Below are 23,518 nucleotides of genomic sequence, written 5' to 3' on the forward strand. Positions count from 1 at the left end.
TCGCCGTCCTTATACGGCTCGTATGCCCGGCATATCATCCCGAAAGCGTTGCCACGAAATCACCGAGAACATGCAGCGATCGTTCATTCAGCTTGCAGTCATTCGATCCGACCGCTTGATCGTCAAACGCGGCTTGAGCGACGGGGGACGACCGGTCCTGCTCGTAACGCTTCCCGCCAACGTACCATCGCGCTCGGCCGAGGCCCGCTTTCAGAACGAACTCTCGCTGGCAAACCAGCTCGACCCCGACTGGGCCGCCGTGCCGATCGGTCTCACGCGCCACGAAAACGAGATTGCACTGGCACTTGCCGATCCTGGCGGTGATCCGCTCGCCGCCCTATGTGCCGAGACGCTCGATATTACGCAGCGGCTCGTGCTGGCGCTTGGCGTGGTCGACGCAATCAGGCGACTGCACGGTCGCGGTATCACGCATGGAGGCCTGAGCCCGCATGCGATACTCGTCAGCGTCGATCTACGCCGAGCATGGCTTACCGATTTCGGAATTGCGTCGCGCGTACGCTTCATGCCGGACTCGAATGAGCGCATGTCGGATTGCGGACTCGCACCGGTCTGGTGTGCACCGGAGCAGCGGCTAGGGTCGAACCGCTACGTCGATCATCGCGCTGACCTGTATGCGTTCGGTTGCTGGATGCACGGGCTGCTGATCGAACCGTTATCCACATCCGCGAGCGAGGCGCAACGGTGGCCCGTTGCGTCTGTTCGATCTGTGGGAGTCGGGAGCATCAGCCAAATTCAGCGACCGCTTGCCGATATCGTTGCGCGCTTGCTGGAGCATGAGGCCGACGATCGCTACCAGTCTGCGGCTGGCGTGGAAGCAGATCTGCGGTGTGCGCTCGCAGCGCTGACACGGGGGCGCGCGATACCCGCATTCCAACTCGGTGCTTACGATGCGCCACCGCCGCTGAACCGGCCGCGTCGTCTGTACGGGCGCGACTCCGAACTCCACGTGCTGAATCAGTGGGCCGAAGAGGTCGCCCAGCGTGGCACCACCGCGCTAGTGTGCGCATCCGGTGCAGCGGGATCAGGAAAGTCGGCTGTCGTCGATACGTTCTGTCGTATTCAGCGGGAGAACGGATGGCTCGTTGCGGCGGGCAAGTTCGACCCGCACCCTGGTGTGTCTCCATATCGGACGCTGTGCGAGATGCTCGGTCGTCTCATTAGCCGCGAGATCGCCGAACGCACCGACCTGGAGCAACTGCGGCAGGCAGCGCTGAGCGCAGTGGGTGGCCTTGGTGCGCTGATCACCGACGCGATTCCAGAGGCGCGTACATTGCTGGGCGATCCACCGCCTGCCCCTGACATAAGAGCGGACTCGGTACGTGCACGCTGGCATGAAACGCTGGCCCGTTTTCTGCATGTGTTTGCACTGCCAGCTCATCCGCTCGTGATCTTTCTCGACGATATTCAATGGGCCGATGACGCGACCCTCGGATTCGTGACCGAAATGCTGGAGCGCAGTGCGATCTCTTTCCTCCTTCTTGTGGTGGTCTCGCGCGACGGAGCCGATGATGTGCGCGATGACCCGCAGGGGAAATTGAAGGTAGAACCCGCATGCGCGGCGACGATCCATTCCCTGCGGATCGACGCGTTGCAAGGCAACGCGGCAGCCGAACTCCTCGGCGACGTACTCGGCACGAATCCAGGCGAGACCATGCCGCTTGCCGAACTCCTGTATGCACGCACATCCGGTAATCCGCTATTCACGCTCCAACTCGTCCGGAAGCTCGTCGATGAGCGCATCGTCACGCGCAACCTGGTGAGTCGACGTTGGGAATGGACGCCGGAACAAGTCAATGCCGCGCTGGGCGCACCGAATCTCGTGGCGTTGATACGCTCACGTGCCGGCGCATTGCCGCAACCCACCAGCGACGTGCTTTTCGCCATGGCATGCATCGGCAACGTCGCGCAGGTGGATGTGCTCGCCCGCACCGTCGACCTCGACGAGGAAGCGTTGCACGTTCGCCTGCAACCAGCTGTAGTCGCCGGAATGATCATGCGTCGCAGCGGTGATTACTCGTTCGTTCACGATCGCATTCGGGAAGTGATGCATTCGATGCAGCGTCCAAGCGAACGCGCGGAATGGCACCTGCGGATAGCCACGATCCTGAGGGCCATGCCGAACGATCCGGCACTGCGATTCGACGTCGCCGACCATTTGAATCGTGCGAGATCGTTGCTTGTTTCGCGCGAGCAGCGTGTGGACGCGGCGCGGAGCAATCTGGAGGCAGCCATGTGTGCGAAAGCCTCCGGTGCGCACGGCGCAGCGGCGCAGTACCTCGAAGCAGGCAGTGGGCTGATGCATCCGCACGACCTTGAGGTGCGTGATCCCCTCCATGTGCAGATCGTCCATGAAGCGGCGCATTGTGACCTGCTGCGCGGCGCGCTCGACGCCGCCGAGGCTTCGATAACCCGATTGCACAACGCGCGACTCACCCGGGAGCAGAGAGCCGATGTGGTACAGCTCGAGGTAACCCTCAACATGTTGAGATCGCGCAACGAGGCGGCGGCGGCCATTGCGCTTCGATTTCTGCGGGATGACTTTGGGATCAGCCTGGCTCAGTATCCGGGAGACGATGCGGTCCACGCGGGCTGCGAGGTGGTATTCGCCAAGCTGACGGGCCGGTCGATCGAGTCGCTGATGAACTTGCCCGACATGACGGATCACCGAATGGTCGTGGCGGTCAATGTGCTATCAAGTCTGTTGCTGCCGAGCTTCTATACCAGCCGCAACCTCTTCGTGCTCCATCTGGCTAAGATGGTCGAGCTCACGCTTGATTACGGCGTAACGGCCAATTCGGCACATGCGCTCAGCTCGTTCGGTGTGGCGATCGGTGAATTGCTGGGCCGTTACCACGATGGCTACCGATTCGGTTTGCTGGCGCGGGACCTGGTACTGTCACGAGGGCTTCTCGCAGCCAAGGCCAAGACACTGGTGGGACTCGAACTAGTCAGTTGCTGGACGCAGCCGTTGTACGTGGCACGGGAGATCATCCAGCAGGCGTACGAGGCGGCACACGAATCCGGCGAGTTCGATATCGCGTGCACGGTACGCAGCATCCTGGTGACGAACTCGCTGGCCATCGGAGTTCCGCTCGACGAAGTGCGGCGCGAAGTGGAAGCAGGGCGGATTTTCGGACTGCGTGCCGGTTTTCGTGATCTTGCGGAGATGATGGTCGTCCAGCGCTGTTTCGTCGACGCGATGACCGGCCGGACCGTAGCGCTCGCGTGCTTTGATCACGAGACGTTCAGCGAAGCTGACTTCGAGAGTCGCCTGAAGGATGACGGAAATGCCAGCCTTTGCTGTATGTACTGGATCATGAAGGGCGTGGCGTGTTATATGGCAGGGGCTTATGCGGAATCGGAGGACGCGTTCGTTCGGGCCGAAGCGGTAGCCTGGTCCTTGACTGGCTTCTTTCAGCTGTTCGAACTTCGATTCTTCCGCGGTCTGACCTGCGCCGCGTTAATTCATGATGCGAACGAGCGAGGCACGACGGACCGTGAAGGAATTCGTGCGCGTCGCGAGCAGTTACAGGTATCCATCGAGAAGCTGACGCAGTGGGCCAATTCTTGCGATGCCACTTTTTCCGACAAGCGGGATTTACTGGTCGCCGAGGCTGCGCGATGTGACGGTCGCCATTTCGAAGTGCTCGGGCATTACGAATCAGCCGTGCGGCTCTCGAAGCAAAACGGCTTCGTACATTACGAAGCCATCGCACTCGAGCGCGCGGCTACCTTTTGTCTACGGCACGGGCTCGAAGGACTCGGCCAAAGCTACGCCGACCGAGCTTGTTCCTCCTATCGAAAATGGGGCGCCTCGGCAAAGGCCGAGCAACTCGAAATGGAGTACGCCGTTCAGGACAGCAACGCCCGCGCACGCCCGGACACCACGAACGATCAGCATCTGAGTGATGACGACGTACGTTACCTTATCGACACGACGCACGCGATTTCGGGCGAGGTCATTGTCGAGCGGCTGATGCGAAACCTCATGACGTCGACGCTCGCGTACGTGGATGCGGACTTCGGTGCGTTCTTGCGACGTGGCGCGCTACTGGAGACATTCGCGATTGCGCGGCGTGACGGGGAGGCGGTAACGGTGGAGCTTGGGTTGGATGGCCCCGTCTCGGCTTCGCTCCCGTTGTGGTTCATTCATGGCGTAATCGCAGATTGCCGGCCGCTCGTGCTCGACCAGACGGCAATTCGACAGCGTTACGCGTCGGATGCCTATTTCCGTTCGGGCGGCATAGTCGGCGCATTGTGCGTGCCGGTGGTCAAGCACGGTCAATCGGTCGGCGCGTTGTATCTCGAGTGTCACCGGGCTGCGAGTGCGCTTCCCGCTCGAAAGCTGGCGGTGCTGGAGAGGATGCTCGCCCAGGCCGTTATCTCGATGGAGGTCGCGAGGCTGTACGCGGACATATCCGAGGAAAATAGCGAGAGGCGACGGATAGAGGCAATGCTGCGCGAAAAGGAGGCCGCACTGGCGCAGGCGCAGCGAATCAGTGGTACGGCAAACTGGCACTGGTGCGTGGAATCGGGCAAGGTGACGTGTTCTATCGAACTTCTGCATATGCTAAGGCTGGAGAGTGCAGGGAAACCGGTGACGCTAGACCGCCTTCTCGAGGCGACTCACCCTGACGACCGCGATCACGTGCGACATGTGCTTGATGACGCGGTGCGGAACAGGAGAGGATTTCGTTTTCAGTTCCGCGGTCTGGAGGACGAAGCAGGGAGCCGGCATTTCGAGGCAGTCGGCGATATCCAGACGCGTAATGAAGAGTCGCCGCGCTACGTCGGCACGACGATGGACATCACCGATCGCGAGGAGCGTGAGCAAGCCCTGCAGGTCGCCCGAAATGAGCTCGCACACGTGATGCGGGTCCATATGCTCGGTCAGCTTGCCGCGTCGATTGCGCACGAAGTCAATCAACCGCTCTCGGCCATTATTGCGAACGGCACGGCGGGCTTGCGCTGGCTACTACGCGAGGAGCCCGATCTCGGCGAGGTCAGCTGTGCATTGCAGCGTATCGTGACCGAGGGAAACCGCGCGAACGACGTGATCCGCGGCACGCGCAGCCTCGCACGTGGAGCAACGCCGCATCGTGGGCTCGTGAGCCTCGGAGATCTGATTGCAGAAACGAAAGTTCTGTTGCACCGCGAATGCCGAAACCAGCACGTCGTGATCGAGGAAAACGTAGCCAAGGATCTGGCGAATATCGTTGCCGACCGCGTGCAGATCCAACAGGTGCTGATCAATCTGATGCTCAACGCAATCGAAGCGCTGCGTGCCATTACGGATCGCCGGCGCCGTATTTTCGTCGATGCGCATGCGTTCGGCACTGGTCAGATTGCCGTTGTGGTGCGTGACAATGGCCCGGGCCTCGGCGACGGCGACCTGCAGCGGCTCTTCGAGGCATTCTACTCAACCAAGGTCGACGGGCTCGGTATGGGCCTGTCGATCTGTCGTTCGATTGTGGAAGCACACGGCGGCACGCTCGACGTCGCGGCGGTCGACTCTGTCGGGGCCGCGTTCCGATTCGTTCTGCCCGCGCAACAGATATCGGCTGCAGAAGAATTCGGCCGGCGAACGGGTGATCCGTCAGAAATGCGCAATTAGCGAGTCGGCTGAATGCCGAGCGAAGCGGTCATGAGTACCAATTCGGCAATCGACCGAGCATCCATCTTCTTCATGATCTGACCGCGGTGCTGCTTGACGGTGATTTCGCTCAGGTGAATTTCCGTCGCGATCTGCTTGCTCATGAGTCCGCCCAGCACGAATCCCAATACCTGCTTTTCGCGGGCCGTCAGAGATTCATAGCGATTTCTCAGGTCGGCGAGTTCGTGTTCTCGAGCCAGACGTTCGCGGTCCTTTTCGATCGCGTGGGACACGGCATCGAGCATGTCCTGCTCGCGGAACGGTTTGGGTAAGAAGTCGTGCGCCCCGGCCTTCATCGCCTTGACGGACATCTCGATATCACCGTAGCCGGTCACAAAGATGACAGGCATGTTCAGACCGAGCTTCATGAACTCCTCATGGAGTGCCAGCCCGTTCCTGGTGCGCAGACGCACGTCGAGCACGAGGCATGAAGGGACGAGTGGTCGGTGGCTGGTCACGAACGCTTCAGGCGTGTCGTAGAGCGCAGTTCGCAGCCCTACCGAGCGCAATAAGCGGCTCAGGCCGTCGCGAAACGGTTCGTCGTCGTCGACGATATGGACCATGGCTATTTCGGTGTTCCCCATCTGGCGCCTATGAGTGTATAAGGCGAGCGCCGGGCTTTCCGGCGTCGCGGCGTTCATTTCAAAAAACTGCCGGTGATTTTGTTCAATAAAAAGTCGTTGGTCAAACGCATACTTGGGACGTCGACGTTGCCATGTCGCGTATGAGCGGCGGTCCGCTTCCTGGTCTGGACGTGGCGCGGCCATCTTCCAGCCGAACAGAGGTTCCGATGTTGAATGACACCGACGCACTCACGACGCTGCGCGAGTCTGCTCATGACGTTGGCGCGCCGGCCGACTCATTCGATACGAAATGCCGGGCCGTGCATGCAACGGACACGAGGCGCGAAATCGGGCCATGGGCCGATCCCGCAGCGATGCCACTTGCCACCTTCACCGAATTCGAACCGTTGATCGACGTTGAGATCCCGCCTTCCGAATCGCTCTCGAAGCTCCAGGCCTTGTGTGATGCGAGGCGTCCGTCAAGTCATATTTTCTACGCGTTCCGGCTCGATGGCGTGTTTCCGCTGATTCGTACCGAGCCTACGCATGATACAAAGTCTGCCGGGCTATATCCCCACGCCATTCGCGGCAATATTTCTGTGTGTGAGCTGACGGACGTGTCCGGCACCGTCGTCGGTCTGTGGTCGCCCGGTGTGTCCAGCGTGTTCAGTCTGCCCGGCTATCACTTTCAATTCGTCTCGCCGGGGCGTCGTGGAACCGGTCATCTCGTCGCGTGCATCTCAGGCACATTGCGACTCAGGATGGAACCACTTACCGATTTCATCTGGCACTGCCTGCGGACGCAATCGTTGCAAACCTGAATGGAAGACGGGGCAGCCATGCAATGTGACGACTTTGAGATCTGGAGACATACGCTGCGAATGTTGTTCTCCGTGAGCCAATGTGAACACAGGGTATTGGCGGCACGCGTGCAATCACCCGAACGTGGGTCGTCGGCCGGCGCGGTTCCAACGATCGTGCTCCTTGAGCAGCTTGATGCAACGACCATTTCGCTGTCGTGGCACGATGCCACGGAGTGCAACTACGAAGAGCAGAAGTGGATCGTGGGCAAGGCCGCTCGTGGAGGGCGCTGCGCGCTTTCCGGGCGACCGATCAACCGTGGCGACAGTGTGTTTCGGCCACTCAGTCGTCGTGCCGCCAGGCCACGTAACGCACACTCGATGATTCGAGCCGACGTGATTGCGATTCACGCTGTCTGAGCGCCAGATGCTGGTCTGCGGAGCGACGGCAATACACAAGTGGCAATCCCGCGCGGTTAGTTCGACGGCTCATACCCGAGTATGGTGACTTCACCATTCGGCGCGTTACGTCCATTCGAACGTAGGCTGGTATTCCACCCGTGCCGGCTATAACTTTGAATCCGGGTGGATCCTCTGCCTGATTCACGTGGATTGAGCGGCCCTTCGCGTGTTCGCGTTGCGCTATCGTGCCTTTACTGAGCGGCGGCAGTCGATTGCGCTTGACGTGCGACTCGCGATTTCGTTGCCGAATGTGCTGGCTATCACGACGGGACGGAACAAGAGTATGTCGACCAATGGTGGCATCGCAAGAAGTGACATCATGGCGGATGAGCCGCCGAGCCGGACCAATGAAGAGGCGGTGACTCGCCTGTTGAGTGAGATTCTCGTCTTCGTGCTCGATGACCGGCGGAACGGGAGCGAAGACCTGACTCGCCATCTTGTGCTGGCGCTACGCGAACATGTGATCCGCACTTACGGTCGTGCTCGAGATTCGCGGCCGCCGCGCGGCGCGCTGGCACCGTGGCAGTTGAGACGGGCGCAGGACTATATGAGTACGCACTTGAACGAGGATATTTGTGTGGGACATGTCGCCGCACAGTGCGATCTCTCGGTCAATCATTTCGTCCGGGCGTTTCGCGAATCGGTAGGTACGACGCCGCATCGCTGGCTTATGTCGCAACGCCTGGCGGCAGCCATGGCGCTTATGCGTGACGCTCGCAATTCCATCGCCGAGATTGCAGGGACTTGTGGCTTTGCCGATCAGAGTCACTTCACACGTGTGTTCTCGGCGAGATTCGGCATGCCACCGGGACAATGGCGACGCGTCTGCCTCGAGACTGTATCCGCGACAACCACGGAAACTGCAGGCACACGCCCGGATGACTAGGCACGGCGGGTAGCTCCGTTCGGCGAGAGGTCCTTGTCTTGCGCACTGGAAAGACGATTTGTATCGTTGACGACGACGAGGCTGTTCGGCTTGCTTTGTCGAGTTTTTTGCGTTCGTCGGGGTGGCGAGTGGATACGTTTGATTCGGCTCGGTCGCTTCTCGACTGCGCCAGCGTTCGCGAAATCGCGTTTTTGATAGCAGATGTCTGCATGCCTGGGATGTCTGGCATTGAGTTACATCGTGAACTTCTGACCGGCGGGTACGCACCGCCAGTCATCTTCATCACGGCCTATGCGACGGCCGAGATGGCCCGGCGAGCAGTCGACGCCGGTGGTCTTGCATTGCTGCAGAAACCGTTCGATCTCGCACTGCTCTCAGGATGGCTGAAGTATGTGCTGGAGTCCATATGAATATTGCGAGCGCCATAACGCGGTCTGCCGGTCGTAAGCCGGGAAGGGGGGCGCCATGCATTTCGTTCAAAGTGTGCTGATCTGATCCAAGACGGAAGCGCGGCATCGAACGATACTTGGTCGTGTACATGCAACTGGCGGAGGCAATCTTGCGTTCGATCGTGTTCTTTTACAGATCCCTTTGCGGTGCCGGCGTGCTATTCGCCGCGCTGGCGGCTTCGGCGGGTGCGCCCGATGATCCGTCGCGTACGGTTGCCGCGCAGCTCGAGACAGTCAGGACGTCTTCGCAGATGCCATGGAACGCCGTCGCGGTCGACTCGCGAAGCCGCATCATCGTAAGCGCCCCCATTTGGGCAGGCAATATTGGGCCGGCCGTCGCCGTGGCCGAGCCGGACGGCGCGCTCATTCCCTGGCCATCGCGCGAATGGAACAGTTGGCGACCCGGGGCTGATGCAACGCACACATTCGTGAGTGTCAATGCGCTACACGTGGATGCAGATGGTTCCTTCTGGGTGGTCGATACCGGCGCACCATTGTTCGGCGGTGCGATTGTTCCCGGCGGCGCGAAGGTTGTTCATGTCGACGCGAATGATGACAAGGTGCTCAGGATCTATCCGATCCCTGCTGCGGCTCTGCGTGCGAATTCATATGTGGACGACATCCGGCTCAACGGTCGGCGCGCGTATCTTACGGACGCAGGAGCGGGCGCACTTATGGTGCTCAATCTCGACAGTGGGGCGGTGAGACGCCGCTTTGATGATGAGCACTTTACGAAGGCGCGCCCTGAAGATCTCATCGTCGTGAACGGCAAAGTTCTGAGCGCGCCGGATGGCGCGCCGCTGCATGTCAATGCCGACGACCTCGAACTTAGCGTGGACGGCCGATACTTCTATTTCGCACCGCTCTCGGGCCCGATGTATCGGATCGAAACGCGCTATCTGGATGACGAAACGCTTGCCGACGCACAGCTTGCCCAGCATGTCGTCAAATGGTTCGATCTTCCGGCCGTGGGCGGAACGGCGATGGCACGGGACGGCACGCTGTACTACACGCAGCTCGATGAGAACGCGCTAATGCGTCGCAGTCCTGACGGGTCGGTTGCGTTGGTCGCACGTGACAGCCGCCTTCGCTGGGTCGATGCGCCGTTTCTCGACGGCAAAGGGAATATCTATCTGCCCGCAGCGCAACTTGATGGTGCGGCGGTGTTCAATAACGGCCGGTCCACCATGAAGATGCCGATTCATCTCTACAAGCTAAAGCTGTGAGATCTGTATGGCGTCGACGTCGAGGATCAGTCGACCAGAGTTTTAGTTCGTCAATTCGGGAGCACCCATGAGCACAATCCGTCTCGGTCACATTGACCTGAGCTTTCACGCTGCAAGCGCTGCCGTTGTGCAGCGCCTGCTCGAACGTGCGGGACACAGGGTGATTACTTCCGCCGAGCCGCACGAGGCGATGTTTCGAGGTTATGGCGAAAGCCGTGTGGACATGCTGGTATCCGCATGGCTGCCGGACAGTCATGGCGATTATCTGCGGCCATACGCTGCAGATACCTATTCCCTTGGGGTACTCTATGAGCCGTATTGCATATGGGGTGTACCGGATTACGTGCCGGAAGACGAGGTTGCCGAGATTCGAGACCTGAAGCGACCTGAAGTCGTCAGGCGTATGGAGAAACAGATACGCGGCATCAATCCGGGTGCCGGTATCAGCAGGTTCTCGCGGGAGATTGTGCACCGCTACCAACTTGATGCAGACGGCTACCAGTTCCAAACTGGCGACGAAGAAGCGTGCTATCGGCGCTTCGAGGACGCCGTGGAGCGCCGTGCTTGGGTAGTTTTGCCGCTTTGGCGGCCGCAGTTCTTGCATGCAAGATATCGCATTCGCGAGCTGCGCGATCCGCTCGGGCTCCTGCGCGGCGCGGATCGCGCGACACTGATTGCTCACCGCGGTTGTGTAGAACGGCTCAGCTCTGAATTGCTCGGCACGCTTGCATCGCTAACGCTCGGCAACGAGGCAGTCAGCCAGCTCGACTACCTCGTCTGCCGAGAAGGCAAGACGCCCCTCGAGGCAGCCGATGTTTGGCTTCGCGCCACCTGAGTGCCGCTGTTGAATGATCCGTTTGCGGGATGATTTGGGAGATCGTGGAGGTGGGCTGGCGCCTGGTCGAGCTGGTGCAAACGGGGCGATCCCGGTACTGGAGTGAATGGGGCGCCGCGGAGCCATGAAGGAGGGCGCGTAAGCGTTGGCGTCGGCCACCGTGTTGATCCGGCTTGATCCGGCGCAATCGCATCTCCTTGACTAATCGGTCCTGCAGCGTCAGGTGTGCACGCTCGACACGCCCTTTGGCCGAACTGCTGTTCGCGCAGAACGTGTCGATGTTCAGCTCGTACATCGCCCGGCCGAATTGCGTGACGCTGCTGCCTGATTTACCCGCGTTCGGGCTGCGAAACACGCTGTACTTGTCGCTGTAGAACGCCACCGGCTTGCCGTAGCGCTCCAGATATGCCCGCGTTGCCTCGAAGTAGCTGAAAGTGGACTCTGTCTGCGTGAAGTGCAGCATCATCAGTCGGCTCGTCGCGTCGTCCACGTACACCAGCAACGTGCAGGCTGGCGCCCGCTCCTCGAACCACCGATGATCTCTACCGTCGATCTGCACCAGTTCACCCAGGCAAGCACGCCGCGCCCGCGGCTGGTAAACCTTCTCATGTACCACATCTACATCATCCATAAGAACATTGGAGGAAACCCTGATTCGTCGCGACGAACCGGGATTGAGATCTCAACCTCCTGTCAGGATTGCCAGCTTGCTCACATCCGTGGCCAGGCATGTAATTCGACCGCAGCGGCTGGCTAAGCGTGATACGGACGACGACGCATCCCCACGCATGAAATTGGCGTATTCAATCCCGCTTTTCAAAGCCTCTCTGAAGCTCGACTTAGCGACTCGGCCATTGCTGCATCAATCAGGACCGTGATCTCGCGGATCGCTGAAATCGATGTGCTTCCGGATGCCCTGGAGCCCCAACATGCACGACACAACGCATCGCTATGACGTCATCGTTGTCGGTGGAGGGCCCATGGGCCTATCGACCGCCTACCATCTCGGCAAGCGCAAGGCCAGGACGCTGGTGCTCGAGCAGTTCACCTTCGTGAACCAGCTTGGCAGCTCGGCTGGCGTGTCGCGCCAGTTCCGCATTCCCTATCCCGACGCCTACATGGTCAAGCTGGTCAAGCAGTCGATCCCCTATTGGGACGAGTTGCAAGGCTTGACGCCGCTGCCGCTCATGGACACGGTCGGCACCTTGTGGTTCGGCGATCCGTCAGTCAAGTCGACAGAGGGCAATATCCCCGCCGCCGAGCAAGCGCTGAAGGCCGAAGGGGTTGCCTATGAAACGCTGGATGCGCGCGAATTGGAGAGGCGTTTTCACTTTCGCAATCTGCCGTCGACGTATACGGGACTATTTCAGGCCCAGGGCGCCAGCATCGATCTCGCGGCCACGCAGCGGACGCTGCTCGACTGGAATCAGCGCTCCCCCTTCGTGCAGCTGTTGCAGGAGGCGCCGGTCATCGGCATCGAGCGTCGGCAGGGCCTATTTGAAGTGAAGACTCCGCTTGGGACCTTCAGTGCCGAAAAGCTGGTGCTGACGCCGGGCCCCTATGCCGACGACGTGTTCAAGCTGCTGGGGTTCCGTATCGCGGCGACCTACTGGAATATGGCCTCGGCCTACTACCGCAAGACTCGGCCGGATATCCAGTACCCCACCTGGTTCGTTTTCCAGAACCCGGTGGGCGACAACGGCAATCAGTTCTACGGCTTCCCGGAGGTAGCCTGGAATTACCCAGGCTATATCCGTGTCGCCTCCGATTTCGTCCTCGCGCCGCTGACGTCCCCCGATCAGCGCACGCCCATTCCGAATCCTCAGGAGCTCGCGTTCACGGCCGAGTGGGTCGGCGAGCATATGGATGGTCTCGAGCCGGTTCCGCGCTTCACGTCGACCTGCCTCGTTGCACTCAGCAAGATTGCGAACAAGGAATTGCTGATCGACTTCGCGCCCGACTATGTGCAGAACCACCGCGACATCGTCATCTATGCGACCGGCTGGGCCGGAAAGTTCGTTCCGCTGCTAGGCGAAATTCTTTGCCAGTTGACCCTGGACGGTCATACCCCATTCGACATCTCGCACTTCTCCACCGGCAGCCGCTATTTCAACAAGCTGGCCTGAGCGCAGGCCGGGCATCTACGGGAGCAGGACACCATGGCAAGCAAGACCTATTCGATCTTCGGGTGCGGTGCCGCCGGTCTATACACGGCCTGGCGACTGTTGAATGGCCGGACGCGAGCGGGGGGCGATCCGCATCGGCAGTTGCAGCAGGGCGACGTCCTGGAACTCTTCGACTGGGGCAAGTACGATTTTTCGAAGGAATTTCGGGGCACCCGTGCACCCGGTGCCCGGGTCTGCACCTGGCACTACCAGAACAATCCCGACCATTCGTACCTCGAGTTGGGCGGCATGCGCTATTCGCAATGGAACGGCAAAAACGACGGTAAAGCGCAGGGCCACCGGCTGGTCACGACGGTGATCGCCAAGCTCGGGCTCGACCGCTATGCCGTGCCTTTCAACGAATCGAGCAATCCCCTCTACTACCTGCGCGCCAGGAATCTCTATCAAAACGATATTTCTTCGCGCACGCCGGCGCCGTACGCGGCCAACAACTTTGGTGCCGCGACCACGCCCGACCAGGGCTTCGCCGTCGTCGAAGCGTTGTCGGTCACGAGCACCAGTGGTCCGAGCACACGCAAGCAGTGGGACGCGTTTTATCAGCATGGCCGCATCACGGCCGAACTGCCGTCGAGCTCCATCTTCCAGAAAGGCGATTTGCTCAAGGACATCGGCTATTGGAACCTGATGTACGACCAGCTCGGCTCGGAAGGCTATCAGTACGCCGCGGACGGCAACGGATACTCGTCCAACGTGATCAACTGGAATGCCGCGGTCGCCTTCGAGTCGAACAACGAATTCACGCCGGGCAATCAGTACATGACGCTGACGACCGGCTACTCGGGCATGTTTCACGCATTGTTTGCGGCCATTGAGCAGTTGGCGAGGCAGCGAGGCGTCACGCTTCAGTACTACCCGAACCAGCGGCTGCGCTCCATCCATGTCGAGGACGGCGTCGTCCATTACACGATCGCGAAGCGGGAAGATCCCTACCGGGAGGCTGCCCGTCAGACCACGTCGGCCGCCTGGCTGGCCATGCCGCGCGCGGCGCTCGAACAGGTTGCCCAGGGCTCCCGCTATGACGATCGGGGCGGACTGGACGTCCTGAACGACCAGAAGGTCAAGCTCTATCTCGAGTCGGCCATCATGCAACCGTCTTACAAGGTCGGCATGTTCTTCGAGAATGAATGGTGGTTGGACCCGGTTACGCCCTATCCGCCAAAGATCAACGGCTATGAAGTAACGGATGCCGTGATCGCGTCGCTCAAGGAGCAGGACTTTCCGCCCGTGTTCGTGCAGGCGATGTCCGGTTCGGACACGATCCTGAATGTCCAGTTCGCGAGCGCCGACGAGCTGGTCAAGGCTGTGGAAGAAGCTGCCGACGAGCGGATGACCGTCAAGCAGGAAACGTTGCTGCTCGCCGTCGCAAAGCGCAACACCATGGGACCGAGCGTGACCGACACGCCGATCCGCATGGTGGTCTACTTCGGCAATAACGCGGCTGACAAGAATACAAAGCCGGTCTACGGCCTGCTGGCTTCCTACGACGACGAAACCTTCACGACGTTCTGGCGCGAGCTGGAGCTCGGGCCGAACGAAGAGCGGCATGTGCCGATCGCCGACGATATCCAACCCCTGATCGGGCCGCGCAAGGTGCCCGACAGAATGGTCAAGATGCTGCGAAAGCAGCTGGCGGAATTGCACTTTGGGCCGAACTCGGACTTTGCGGACGTGCCCGAGCCGCTCGAGGCGGCCTATGTCGACTGGTCGCTGCCGCCGTTCCGTGCGGGCTACCATGCGTGGGCTGCGCACTACGACGTTGCCGACGTCCAGCAAAAAATACGCAAGCCGTCGCAGCTGATTGACGGCAAGGATGCGCCCGTCTTTATCGTAGGGGAATGCTACTCAAACGATCAGGCTTGGGTGGAAGGCGCCTATTGCACGGCGGAATCGGTGCTCAACGATTTCTTCGACATCGAGCCGTTGATCGATGATTCCGAATACCCGTTCATCTGCCGGCCAATCTGATTGTTCGGCGCATGCGGTCGCAGTCAAACGTGCCGCGGATCTCTACGGAGAGCCGGAGCCGAGAAAGACGAGCGGGAGGGGCGGTGACGCGCCCGCTCGAACGACCGCGCGGCTAGTCGAAAGACGTTTGGCGCGCATCAATACCGAAGTACCAGCCATTCCCTGTAGTTCTGCACGACCCTCTTTTTCAGACGCAGGTAATAAGGAGCGGCAATGCAATCTCTCAGATTGTGGCGGCATCTCGCGCCCGGCGGTTCATCCCTGGAGCGGCTTGCGCTTGGCGAGCCGGTCGCCGAAGACTATTCCATCAAGCATGAGCTCTCGACGCGCGACTACGTCACCTATCTGCTGTCCATCGACGCGGAAATCGAGCATTGCCTGATGGTGCAGTATCTGTACGCCGGCTATTCGCTGGGCGGGCCGCAGGTGCCGGCGGCGTTTCGCGACACGGTCCGCAGTTGGCAGGAAACCATCCTCGGCATCGCCAAGGAGGAGATGGGCCACCTGATCACGGTGCAGAACGTGCTGCGTCTGATCGGCTCGCCGTTGCATTTCGAGCGTGACGATTACCCGTGGGATACGCCGTTCTATCCGTTCCCTTTCATGCTCGAACCGCTGACGCTGGATTCGCTCGCGAAATACGTCTATACGGAGGCGCCGCTCGATTGGGACGGCGGCGAGCTGGGCAAGGATATCCGCCGACGCGTCGGAAAGCAGGCATCCAGGCCTCATAAGGTCGCCGAGCTGTTTCATACGCTGATTCCGCTCGTCAGGGACCACCTGCCCGATGATGTCTTCCAGGCCGACACCTACCGCTGCCAGGCGGATTTCGCCGAATGGGGACGCGGGTACAAGGGCGGCCACCGGGGCAGCAGCGGCGGTCGCTCTCTAGGCGGAACGCCGGACGTGCTCGTGATGCCCGCCACCTCGCGCGACGACGCGGTGAACGCGCTGGATAAAATCTCCAAGCAAGGGGAGGCGCCCCACGGCAAGGATCCCTCGCATTTCGTGCGCTTTTTGCGGATCTATGTCGAGATGCTTGCGGTCCTCGAAGGCGAGCTGTGCGGCGTCGACATCTGGCTTGCCGCACGCCCCGACGACTTTCTCGAAGAAGCCTGGACGGAAGCCTATCCGGCAGCGGCGGCCGAGCTGCACGCGGCGAAGGTAGTCGACACTTGGCGGCCTTCGCGGCCCGTCGCGGTCAATCCCTACGTGGCGCTCGACCCCGAGCTCGAGCCGGAGCAGGGCGGCGCACCCGTGACGCCCATCACCGAGCCGGTGACCCAGCTGTGGGCGTCGCTGTTCAACCTGCGCTACCGCATGCTGCTGCAGTACCTGATCCACAGCTTCACGCTCTACGGCGGGCTCACTGCGGCCGGGCAGTTCACGCCGCGCGGCACGATCGTCAATGCGGCGTTCGGCGAGATGTACAACCTGCGCGCGCTCTCGGAGATCCTGATGCAGTCGCGCGTGTCGATTGAGCCGGACGCGTCGCTCGCGGGGCCGCCGTTCCAGATGCCCTATACGCTCAACAGCCCGTTCGGTGAGGCAAACCGCTGGCGCGGGCACCTCGATCTGCTCGCGGCCTCGGAGAACCTCGTGGTGGCCTTGCTGGCCAGGACCGATGCCGCGCGCCATCCGTATTTGCTCAGTCTGCGCGAAGCCGACAAGAACCTGGCCGCTGTCGCCAGGCGCATCCTGTCCGGCGACGTCGACCTGGCGCTACTCTAGGAGCCGCACATGCCGATACTGGAACTCCGGATCTTGCCGCCCATCGCGGTCGGCAGGCTGGGCGCTGCGGCGACGCCGCTGGAAGCGTTCGACCTCGTCGTCGATCCCGACAACCCGCTCGACTTTCGACGCATCGTGCCGTGCACCACGCTGGAGGTGGATCCCGAAAGCGGCGAGATCGTGAAAGCCTATGTGCCCGACACGATTCGCTTCAAGGACGAGAACAGGAAGGTGCGGCCTGTCGCGCCTTTTCTCGAAGTGTTTGCGCGCACGAGCGAGGCGCCCCATACGCTGCAGCCGCTCACGCTGCAATTGCTCGCGACGGAACAACTCGATCTCGACGCCCTGCATTGGGATATCCATCTGGGCAACATCAAGATCTACCGCCGCACCAACGACGCGAACGACAAGATCCACGCGAACCTGACCGGCCTCAAGGATCACAAGCGGCACGCGATGCAAGGCCATTGCGAGCACTTTCGCCAGGGGCGGTATCTTCCGCTCGGCCACGTCCAGTTCGTCAAGCCGACGGCGCAGTTCCCCGAGATCCGCCTGCGCTACACCCCTGCCGCCGGTATCGTGTACGGCACGCGGCTGGTGCGCCGCACCTCGGACAAGGAACGCGAAGACGAGCTGAAGCCCGATCCCGTCATCGATCGCGACGATCTCCTGCTCTACGCCGAGACGCCCGGCAAGTGGCTCGGCTTCAGGGAGGCGGGTGGCCCCACGAAGGCGCATCCCGCGCCGACCAACCCCGCGCAGATTTTTGCCGGATACGCCGACAAGGATGGCAATCAAGTCAGCTGGGGCTATCTCGACGACGAATGCGATGGCCACGTGCAAGTCGTGCTGACGAGGAAGGACGGCTCCACGCTGCGCGCGCACGGCTATATCGGCGCCGGGCCGCCGGCCTATGCGCCCGATACCATGCCGGTGCGCGTGGTGTCTGACGAGATGGAGCAGATTCTCCACGGCATCCACGTCCCGGAAGAGAGCGTATCGATCGACGAAGCCACGGAGATCGTCCTGCGTGCGCTCGAAACGATCCGCCTCATGAACACCGCCGTCATGAACGGCAACCCGGTCAACGGAAGGCTCAACGTCGCGAGCACGATGGTGCGGCAGAACACGGCCGACTTCGAGCGCTATTACGAGCCGATCGCCGCCGAATCGATCGTCGACAATCTCGCGCTGCGTGCGCTGCACGAGCGCGTGTTCAGCACGCTGGCGGCGGGTGGCGCGCCGTGGTTCGCCAAGCTGCTGCGCCAGCCCGAGGAGATCGGCGACCTGACCGCCGAGGGCTTGCGCAAGATGCCGGCCCTGATGCGCGGGGCGGATGGCCGTAGCCTGACGCTCACGCGCCGCCACATCAACCTTGTGATCAAGGCGGCGCGAGACGCGATGTTCGGACAACCTGATCCGAAGGGAGACAAGCATGTCGGCTAACGATCCGAACGTTCCGAAAGACCTCGAGCAGCCCGGCAACGGGGAGATCCGCGCGTCCAACCTGACCGCGCAGATTCACCATCGCGGCGTGGGCAACCCTGCGTCGGCGATGCCGCGCACGGCGATTTCGAATTGCTTCCCGGGCCTGGAGTTCGATTTCCGCAATCTCTGGCGGCGCGCATTCGTCGGCATCACCCTGGTCGAGAACAACAACTACGTCGTCGATGCGGAGCGCGGCTACGAGTATCTCAAGACGCGCCGCCTGCTGAGCTTCGACGGCCACAAGGTCGGCACGATGGTCCTCACGAAAGGGCCGGTGCTGCCGGACGGGGATCCTGTCACGCTGGCGAGCGCGCCCAATCCCCATGCGGTGTCGTTCATGGAGTGGTCGAACTCCATCGCCCGCATCGTGCATTTGCAGGGCAAGTCGGTCGAATGCGAATTCACGGCTCACGAGAACGCCCTGGAAGAGGTGTACTACGACCAAGGCAAAACCGAGACCCTGAAGGCGACGCTCACGCTGAGGCGCTTTTTCGAGGGCGACACCGCCAGCTTCAACCTCGAGATGCTGAAGCCGGGCGAGCTGACGCAAGGCCTCTGCGCGCCCTGGCAGAACGACTATCGCGAATGCGCGTGCTACTACTGGGCCGCGTCGCGACCCGACTTCGTCAATGTCGAGCCGGGCGACGACGGGCTGGCGCGCGGCGACATGTGGCTCGCCAAGCGCCGCACGGGCACGTACGTGCCGGACAATCGCGTCGACACGCGGTTGTGGTCCTACGACGATCTGTTCCGGTCCTGGCAGGAGGATCTGCAGTTCGTGATCCGCGGCAAGGATGCCGATGAAACCTGACCCCGCCGTCGAGACGCTCGCGCCGCTGGCGTCGGCGATGGCGGCGCGCATCGTCGAGGCGTCGCGCCCGCGGCATCCCGGGATCCACGTGGTCGAGGATGCGGAGGGCGCGCAACTGTTGCTCGTGAACGGAAGCCGCCTGTTTCATGTGCCGCACGATCTGCATGACGCGTTTCAGGCCGCGCTCGAGGACGGGGATGCGCAGGCCGTCGCGTCGCTGGTCGCGAGCCGCGGGCTCGACATGCGCCCGGCGATCGACGACGAGCCTTTGACCGAGATGCCGGTGCACGCGTTGTCGCTTGCCGTCGCGCAGAAATGCAATCTCGGCTGCACCTATTGCTACGCCCAGCAAGGGGAATTTGGCGGCAAGGCGAAGAACATGCCGCTCGAAACCGCGCTTGCGGCAGTCGACCTGCTGATCGAGCAGGCGAGCGAGGGCGGCAAGATCAATCTTGCATTCATGGGCGGTGAGCCGCTCGCCAATCGCGCGGTGCTGCGCGCGGCGACGGTCCACGCGCGGGAGCGCGCCGATGCCCGCGGAATCCGATGCCAATTTTCAGTGACGACGAACGGCAGTCTGCTGCAGGAAGACGACGGGGCGTTCTTCGAAGAGCACGGCTTCGCTGTCACCGTCAGCCTCGACGGCCCCGCGCCCGTGCATGACCGCTTGCGTCCGTTCAAGGGCGGCATGGGCTCGTTCGATCACATCGTCGAGCGCGTGACGCCGTTGCTTGCGCGCCAGCGGCGCATGCAGGTCTCGGCGCGCGTGACCGTCACGCCGTTCAATCTCGACTTGCCGAGCACGCTCGATACTTTCGTCGACATGGGGTTCCACAGCGTCGGCTTCTCGCCGCTGCTGCGCGCTTCGAACGGCCGCGCGGAAATGGGCCCGGACGATATGGCAGACATGCTGCAAGGGATGATCGCCTGCGGGCTCGCGTTCGAGCAAAAGGTCATGCGCGGGGAGCGCTACCCGTTCTCGAACATGCAGAACGCGCTGCGCGAAATCCAGCGCGGCACGCATCGGCCGTATCCGTGCGGCGCAGGGGCGGGGTATTTCGGCGTCTCCGCCGATGGCGAGCTGGCGGCGTGTCACCGCTTCGTCGGCGACGAGGCCGGCGTCATGGGGCATCTCTCCACGGGCGTCGATCAGGCGCGCCAGACGATCTGGCTCGCCGAGCGTCACGTGCACAAGCAACAGCCCTGCAATGCATGCTGGGCGCGCTATCTTTGCGGCGGCGGATGCCATCACGAGGTCCTCGAGCGCGGACGCAGCGCCTGCGATTACATCCGCGGCTGGCTGCACTATGCAATCGGCGCGCACGGCAGGCTCGCGCGCTATGCGCCGGCCTGGTTTGCCGGTTCGCCTGGCGCGTCGTCCAGTGGTGCGGGAACGGCGTGAATCGCACGTTCGACATGCTCGTGACCGGCGCAGGTCCCGCGGGCCTGTGCGTGGCGCTTCGCTTGAACCATCTCGGGCATCGCGTGCTGCTCGTCGAGCGAAGCCCGTTATGGCCTCGTCCGCAGATCGGGGAAGCGCTGACGCCGGGTGTCAGAAACATCATCGGCTACCTCGACGCGGACGAGGTGCTCGAATCCGTTCCCATCCTCGCAGGCAAGCCCACGCGCGTACGTTGGACGAGCGAATCGATCGAGACGGTGGCGCACGACGGCGCCGTCGTGGAGCGCGCCGCATTCGATGCGGCGCTGCTGCGCTTGGCCGTGGCGCGCGGCGTGGAAGTGCTGCGGCCGGCGAGCCTCGCGCAAGTCGGCGGAGCGCCCGGTGCCTGGCGCGTGCAAATCGCTACGCCCGACGGGCTGCGGAACGTCGAGGCGCACGTGCTGCTCGATGCCCAGGGCCGGCAGAGCCGGCGCGAGCCGCAGCGCTTGCACGCGCCTCGGCTGTCCACGGTATGGGCCGAAGCCGCGATGGAAACACCGGCTGCGCATGCCGATGCCGCCACGCGCGTGGAAGCGCTCGATAACGGATGGATGTGGGGCGCTGCGCTGCCGGGCGGCCGTTACCGCGTCATGTTCACGTTCGATCCCTCCGCGCGGGACGACGCGCTCGAACGCGAGCCGGAGTCTGTCTTGCGCAACGCCTGCACGCGAAGCGCCTTGTTCAAGGACATTGCAGGTTTGCCTTGGTGCGATTCGCCGCGCATGTGCGTATCGACGCCCTACGTCGACGCGCTCTCCTGGCAGGACGGACGCATCAAGCTCGGCGACGCGGCCTTCGCGCTCGACCCGATCTCATCCTCGGGCGTCGAGAAGGCGATGCGCTTCTCGCTCCAGGCCGCTATCGCGATCAACACGTGGTGCCGGGCAAGCGATGCCTCGGAGCACGAACTGGCGCAGCGCTTTTACGAATCGCGCCTGATCGAAAGCGCGGCGCGTCACCTCGCATGGACCGCCGGGTACTACCGTCAGGCATGGTGCGCCGAATCGCCTTTCTGGCGCCTGCGCTCGACGCCCGCATTGACGTCCGATACGGTTGCGACGTCCTCGCTCGGCGACGAAACCGCGGCGCGCGTAGGCCTCATGACGCACGCGCTGCAAGACGAATTGGCGCACGTGCCGTCGAACCAGCCCCAGCCCAGCGAGCCCGCGCCTCCGTTGCCCTTGCACAGTCCGATCCGCTTCGCCCGCAATACCGGCATTGTCGTGGTGCCTTGCGCGACCGGCGACCGCGTCACCGCGCATCCTGCCTTGCAGCATCCGAGTCTTGATCGACCCGTCGCGTTCTGGAATGGCGTGGCGCTGTTTCCGCTCCTCGACATGCTGACGCGGGCAACGCATCCGCTCGAGCTGATTGCGTTTCTCGGCAGATCGATGGAAGCGGCCAGGGCGCAACAGCTGCTCGAATGGCTGTGGAGCAAGCAAATGGTCGAGCCCGCTGTCTTCAGCGCGGGAATACCTATCCAACCATCATAGGATTCCTGATTCAGGCGAACGCGCTCAGCGCGGCCGGAACGATCGCGGCTCCCCCGTTTTGTTGACCGACTCGTTTTCGTTCCGACACCATTCTTAGGCGTTCAACAACTGCAGCCGCCATCCTGGCTTTCCCCGCAGCACCTCAATTTTTGGTTCATCGCATGACCGTGAAATGTTGCGGGAACGGCGTTTCGGTATCCGGCCGCCCCGCAGCGCCGTCGGCGCGCGCCAGCGGCGCGCCTGCCAACAGCGGCGTCATCAGCGCCGGAATGATTGCGCGATTGATCGCATCGCCAAAGCAGCGATGCAGGCCATAGCCCCACAGGATATAGATGTCCCAAGGCCGGTCGGTGCGGAACGCGTCCGGATCGTCGACCACGGCCGCATCGAACATCGCGGACAGGTTCGACGCGAACACCATCGCGCCTTTCTTCACCTGGCACGCGCGCGTCGTGCCCGACGCGATCTCGCAGTCACGCGTTGCGCGACGATAGATCACCGGATTGACCGGATTGAACCGCAGCGCCTCGAAAAGGATCGAGCCGACCGCCTGCTCGTCGCCGCGCGCCGCCGCGGCCTGGGCCTGCGCGAGCATGTCCGGATGATCGAGCAGCACGTCGAGCGCCTGCACGCACGCCTTCGAAATGGTCGGAATCGCGCCAATCACGAGGCCGATCATGTTGTTGCGAATACCGGCGCCGCCGAATCCGCCCGTGCCGGCATCGCGCAGTGCAACCGCGCGCTTCAGCACGGTGACGGGGCCGCCGGGGTTCGCGTCGAGCCTGGTGATTGCCGCATCGATCGCGCTCAGGCATTGGCCCGCGTAATCGAGCGCCTTGCTTTCCACCACCGGATCGCCTTGCAGATCGGCGAACAGATACCAGAACATCGCGGTCGTCCATTCGACGAGATCGGGAACAGACGCGGTATCGACGCCGAAATACTCCCGCACCATCAGTGCGGGCACGACCGTGGTCAGCACCTGCGGCAGATCGATCTCGTGCGGATGCGCGGCCACGATCCGCCGGGCCGCATCGCGCGCCTTCGGGACGACGATGTCGACCACGTCGCCGCGCTGCGCGGCGAGTCGCATGATCGACGCGTTGAGCTGATACTCGGCGCCATCCTGCATCCCGAGGAAGAAATTCGGGCCGCCAGTGATCTTGCGCATCCTCGGCTCGTAGACGACCTCGAAGTCGCCTTGCCGATCGAGCACCTCGCGCACGTCTGCCGCCAGGGTGACGATGACCGACCCGTCGCACGGATAGGCGGTGACGAACGTCTTGTCCGTGGCGATATTGGGCGCGAACGCGCGCAGTGACGTGAATACCGAGCGCTGGCCGGCAGGATCCGTCAGCACGGCTTTCAGCCGCGCCGCGAGATCGCCGCTGCCGCTCGCGAGCTTCGCCGCGATCTCGTCGCCGGCGAGCACACCCTTGCCCAGCGAGTGGGCTTCGAGCGCGATCGCATGGAACAGGTTCGATGCAAAAGCAAAGGACATCGGCCCG

Annotated in this window: 16 protein-coding genes and 1 pseudogene; 14 read left to right on the plus strand and 3 right to left on the minus strand. The window is 62.3% G+C overall.

All coding sequences use genetic code 11. The features are described from left to right. Window positions 1-70 precede the first annotated feature (70 nt). Window positions 71-5,635 (plus strand): ATP-binding sensor histidine kinase, encoded by a 5,565-nt coding sequence (locus ABD05_RS28340; RefSeq protein ID WP_047903261.1) that lies wholly within the window; start codon window positions 71-73, stop codon window positions 5,633-5,635. Here ABD05_RS28340 and ABD05_RS28345 read toward each other — a convergent pair. Continuing rightward, window positions 5,632-6,441 (minus strand): response regulator transcription factor, encoded by an 810-nt coding sequence (locus tag ABD05_RS28345; protein ID WP_338012464.1) that lies wholly within the window; start codon window positions 6,439-6,441, stop codon window positions 5,632-5,634. The two genes, ABD05_RS28340 and ABD05_RS28345, sit on opposite strands and share 4 nt — an antisense overlap. Window positions 6,442-6,464: 23 nt before the next feature. Between ABD05_RS28345 and ABD05_RS35360 the strand changes: the two genes are divergently transcribed. From ABD05_RS35360 to ABD05_RS28375, 6 genes are all read left to right on the plus strand, one after another. After that, a complete protein-coding gene (locus tag ABD05_RS35360) occupies window positions 6,465-7,058 on the plus strand; it encodes an acetolactate decarboxylase (RefSeq protein ID WP_053059984.1) in 594 nt (197 codons plus the stop codon). Window positions 7,059-7,118: 60 nt separating this feature from the next. Then, window positions 7,119-7,457, plus strand: coding sequence for a DUF3331 domain-containing protein (locus ABD05_RS39560; RefSeq protein ID WP_158361684.1), 339 nt, complete (start codon window positions 7,119-7,121; stop codon window positions 7,455-7,457). A 325-nt stretch (window positions 7,458-7,782) separates the two neighbouring features. Then, window positions 7,783-8,385, plus strand: a complete 603-nt coding sequence (locus ABD05_RS28360) for a helix-turn-helix domain-containing protein (protein ID WP_148669155.1) — start codon at window positions 7,783-7,785, stop codon at window positions 8,383-8,385. 107 nt (window positions 8,386-8,492) lie between these two features. Beyond that, complete coding sequence (locus tag ABD05_RS28365; RefSeq protein ID WP_238594191.1) at window positions 8,493-8,795, plus strand: response regulator transcription factor; 303 nt, start codon at window positions 8,493-8,495, stop codon at window positions 8,793-8,795. A gap of 128 nt (window positions 8,796-8,923) precedes the next feature. Next, window positions 8,924-10,060, plus strand: a complete 1,137-nt coding sequence (locus ABD05_RS28370; RefSeq protein ID WP_082146285.1) for an L-dopachrome tautomerase-related protein — start codon at window positions 8,924-8,926, stop codon at window positions 10,058-10,060. A gap of 67 nt (window positions 10,061-10,127) precedes the next feature. Further along, window positions 10,128-10,895 (plus strand): glycine betaine ABC transporter substrate-binding protein, encoded by a 768-nt coding sequence (locus tag ABD05_RS28375; RefSeq protein ID WP_047903263.1) that lies wholly within the window; start codon window positions 10,128-10,130, stop codon window positions 10,893-10,895. A gap of 175 nt (window positions 10,896-11,070) precedes the next feature. Here the strand turns inward: ABD05_RS28375 and ABD05_RS36875 are convergent. After that, a pseudogene (locus ABD05_RS36875) lies at window positions 11,071-11,499 on the minus strand (transposase family protein); the annotation flags it as partial. Between the two features lie 325 nt (window positions 11,500-11,824). On the opposite strand from ABD05_RS36875, the gene ABD05_RS28380 reads away from it, so the two are divergent. From ABD05_RS28380 to qhpG, 7 genes are all read left to right on the plus strand, one after another. After that, complete coding sequence (locus tag ABD05_RS28380) at window positions 11,825-13,021, plus strand: FAD-dependent oxidoreductase (protein ID WP_047903867.1); 1,197 nt, start codon at window positions 11,825-11,827, stop codon at window positions 13,019-13,021. 33 nt (window positions 13,022-13,054) lie between these two features. Then, complete coding sequence (locus ABD05_RS28385) at window positions 13,055-15,046, plus strand: flavin monoamine oxidase family protein (RefSeq protein ID WP_047903264.1); 1,992 nt, start codon at window positions 13,055-13,057, stop codon at window positions 15,044-15,046. A 213-nt stretch (window positions 15,047-15,259) separates the two neighbouring features. Then, window positions 15,260-16,777: a ferritin-like domain-containing protein gene (locus ABD05_RS28390; RefSeq protein WP_047903265.1), complete on the plus strand. Its 1,518-nt coding sequence runs from the start codon at window positions 15,260-15,262 to the stop codon at window positions 16,775-16,777. Window positions 16,778-16,786: 9 nt separating this feature from the next. Next, window positions 16,787-18,223, plus strand: coding sequence for a hypothetical protein (locus ABD05_RS28395; RefSeq protein ID WP_047903266.1), 1,437 nt, complete (start codon window positions 16,787-16,789; stop codon window positions 18,221-18,223). Then, complete coding sequence (locus tag ABD05_RS28400) at window positions 18,213-19,076, plus strand: hypothetical protein (protein ID WP_047903267.1); 864 nt, start codon at window positions 18,213-18,215, stop codon at window positions 19,074-19,076. Before ABD05_RS28395 ends, ABD05_RS28400 begins: the two co-directional genes overlap by 11 nt. A gap of 241 nt (window positions 19,077-19,317) precedes the next feature. Then, on the plus strand, window positions 19,318-20,478 hold the full coding sequence (locus tag ABD05_RS28405) for a radical SAM/SPASM domain-containing protein (protein WP_238594142.1): 1,161 nt from the start codon (window positions 19,318-19,320) through the stop codon (window positions 20,476-20,478). After that, entirely contained in the window at window positions 20,475-22,010 is a 1,536-nt protein-coding gene (gene qhpG, locus ABD05_RS28410; RefSeq protein ID WP_047903269.1) for a flavin-dependent monooxygenase QhpG, read from the plus strand. The genes ABD05_RS28405 and qhpG overlap by 4 nt, the downstream gene beginning before the upstream one ends. A gap of 154 nt (window positions 22,011-22,164) precedes the next feature. On the opposite strand, the gene ABD05_RS28415 is transcribed toward qhpG, so the two are convergent. Then, window positions 22,165-23,511 (minus strand): cytochrome P450 family protein, encoded by a 1,347-nt coding sequence (locus ABD05_RS28415; RefSeq protein WP_053059988.1) that lies wholly within the window; start codon window positions 23,509-23,511, stop codon window positions 22,165-22,167. Window positions 23,512-23,518 lie beyond the last annotated feature (7 nt).

Origin of the sequence: Burkholderia pyrrocinia, from assembly GCF_001028665.1 — a bacterium.
Lineage (GTDB): Bacteria > Pseudomonadota > Gammaproteobacteria > Burkholderiales > Burkholderiaceae > Burkholderia > Burkholderia pyrrocinia.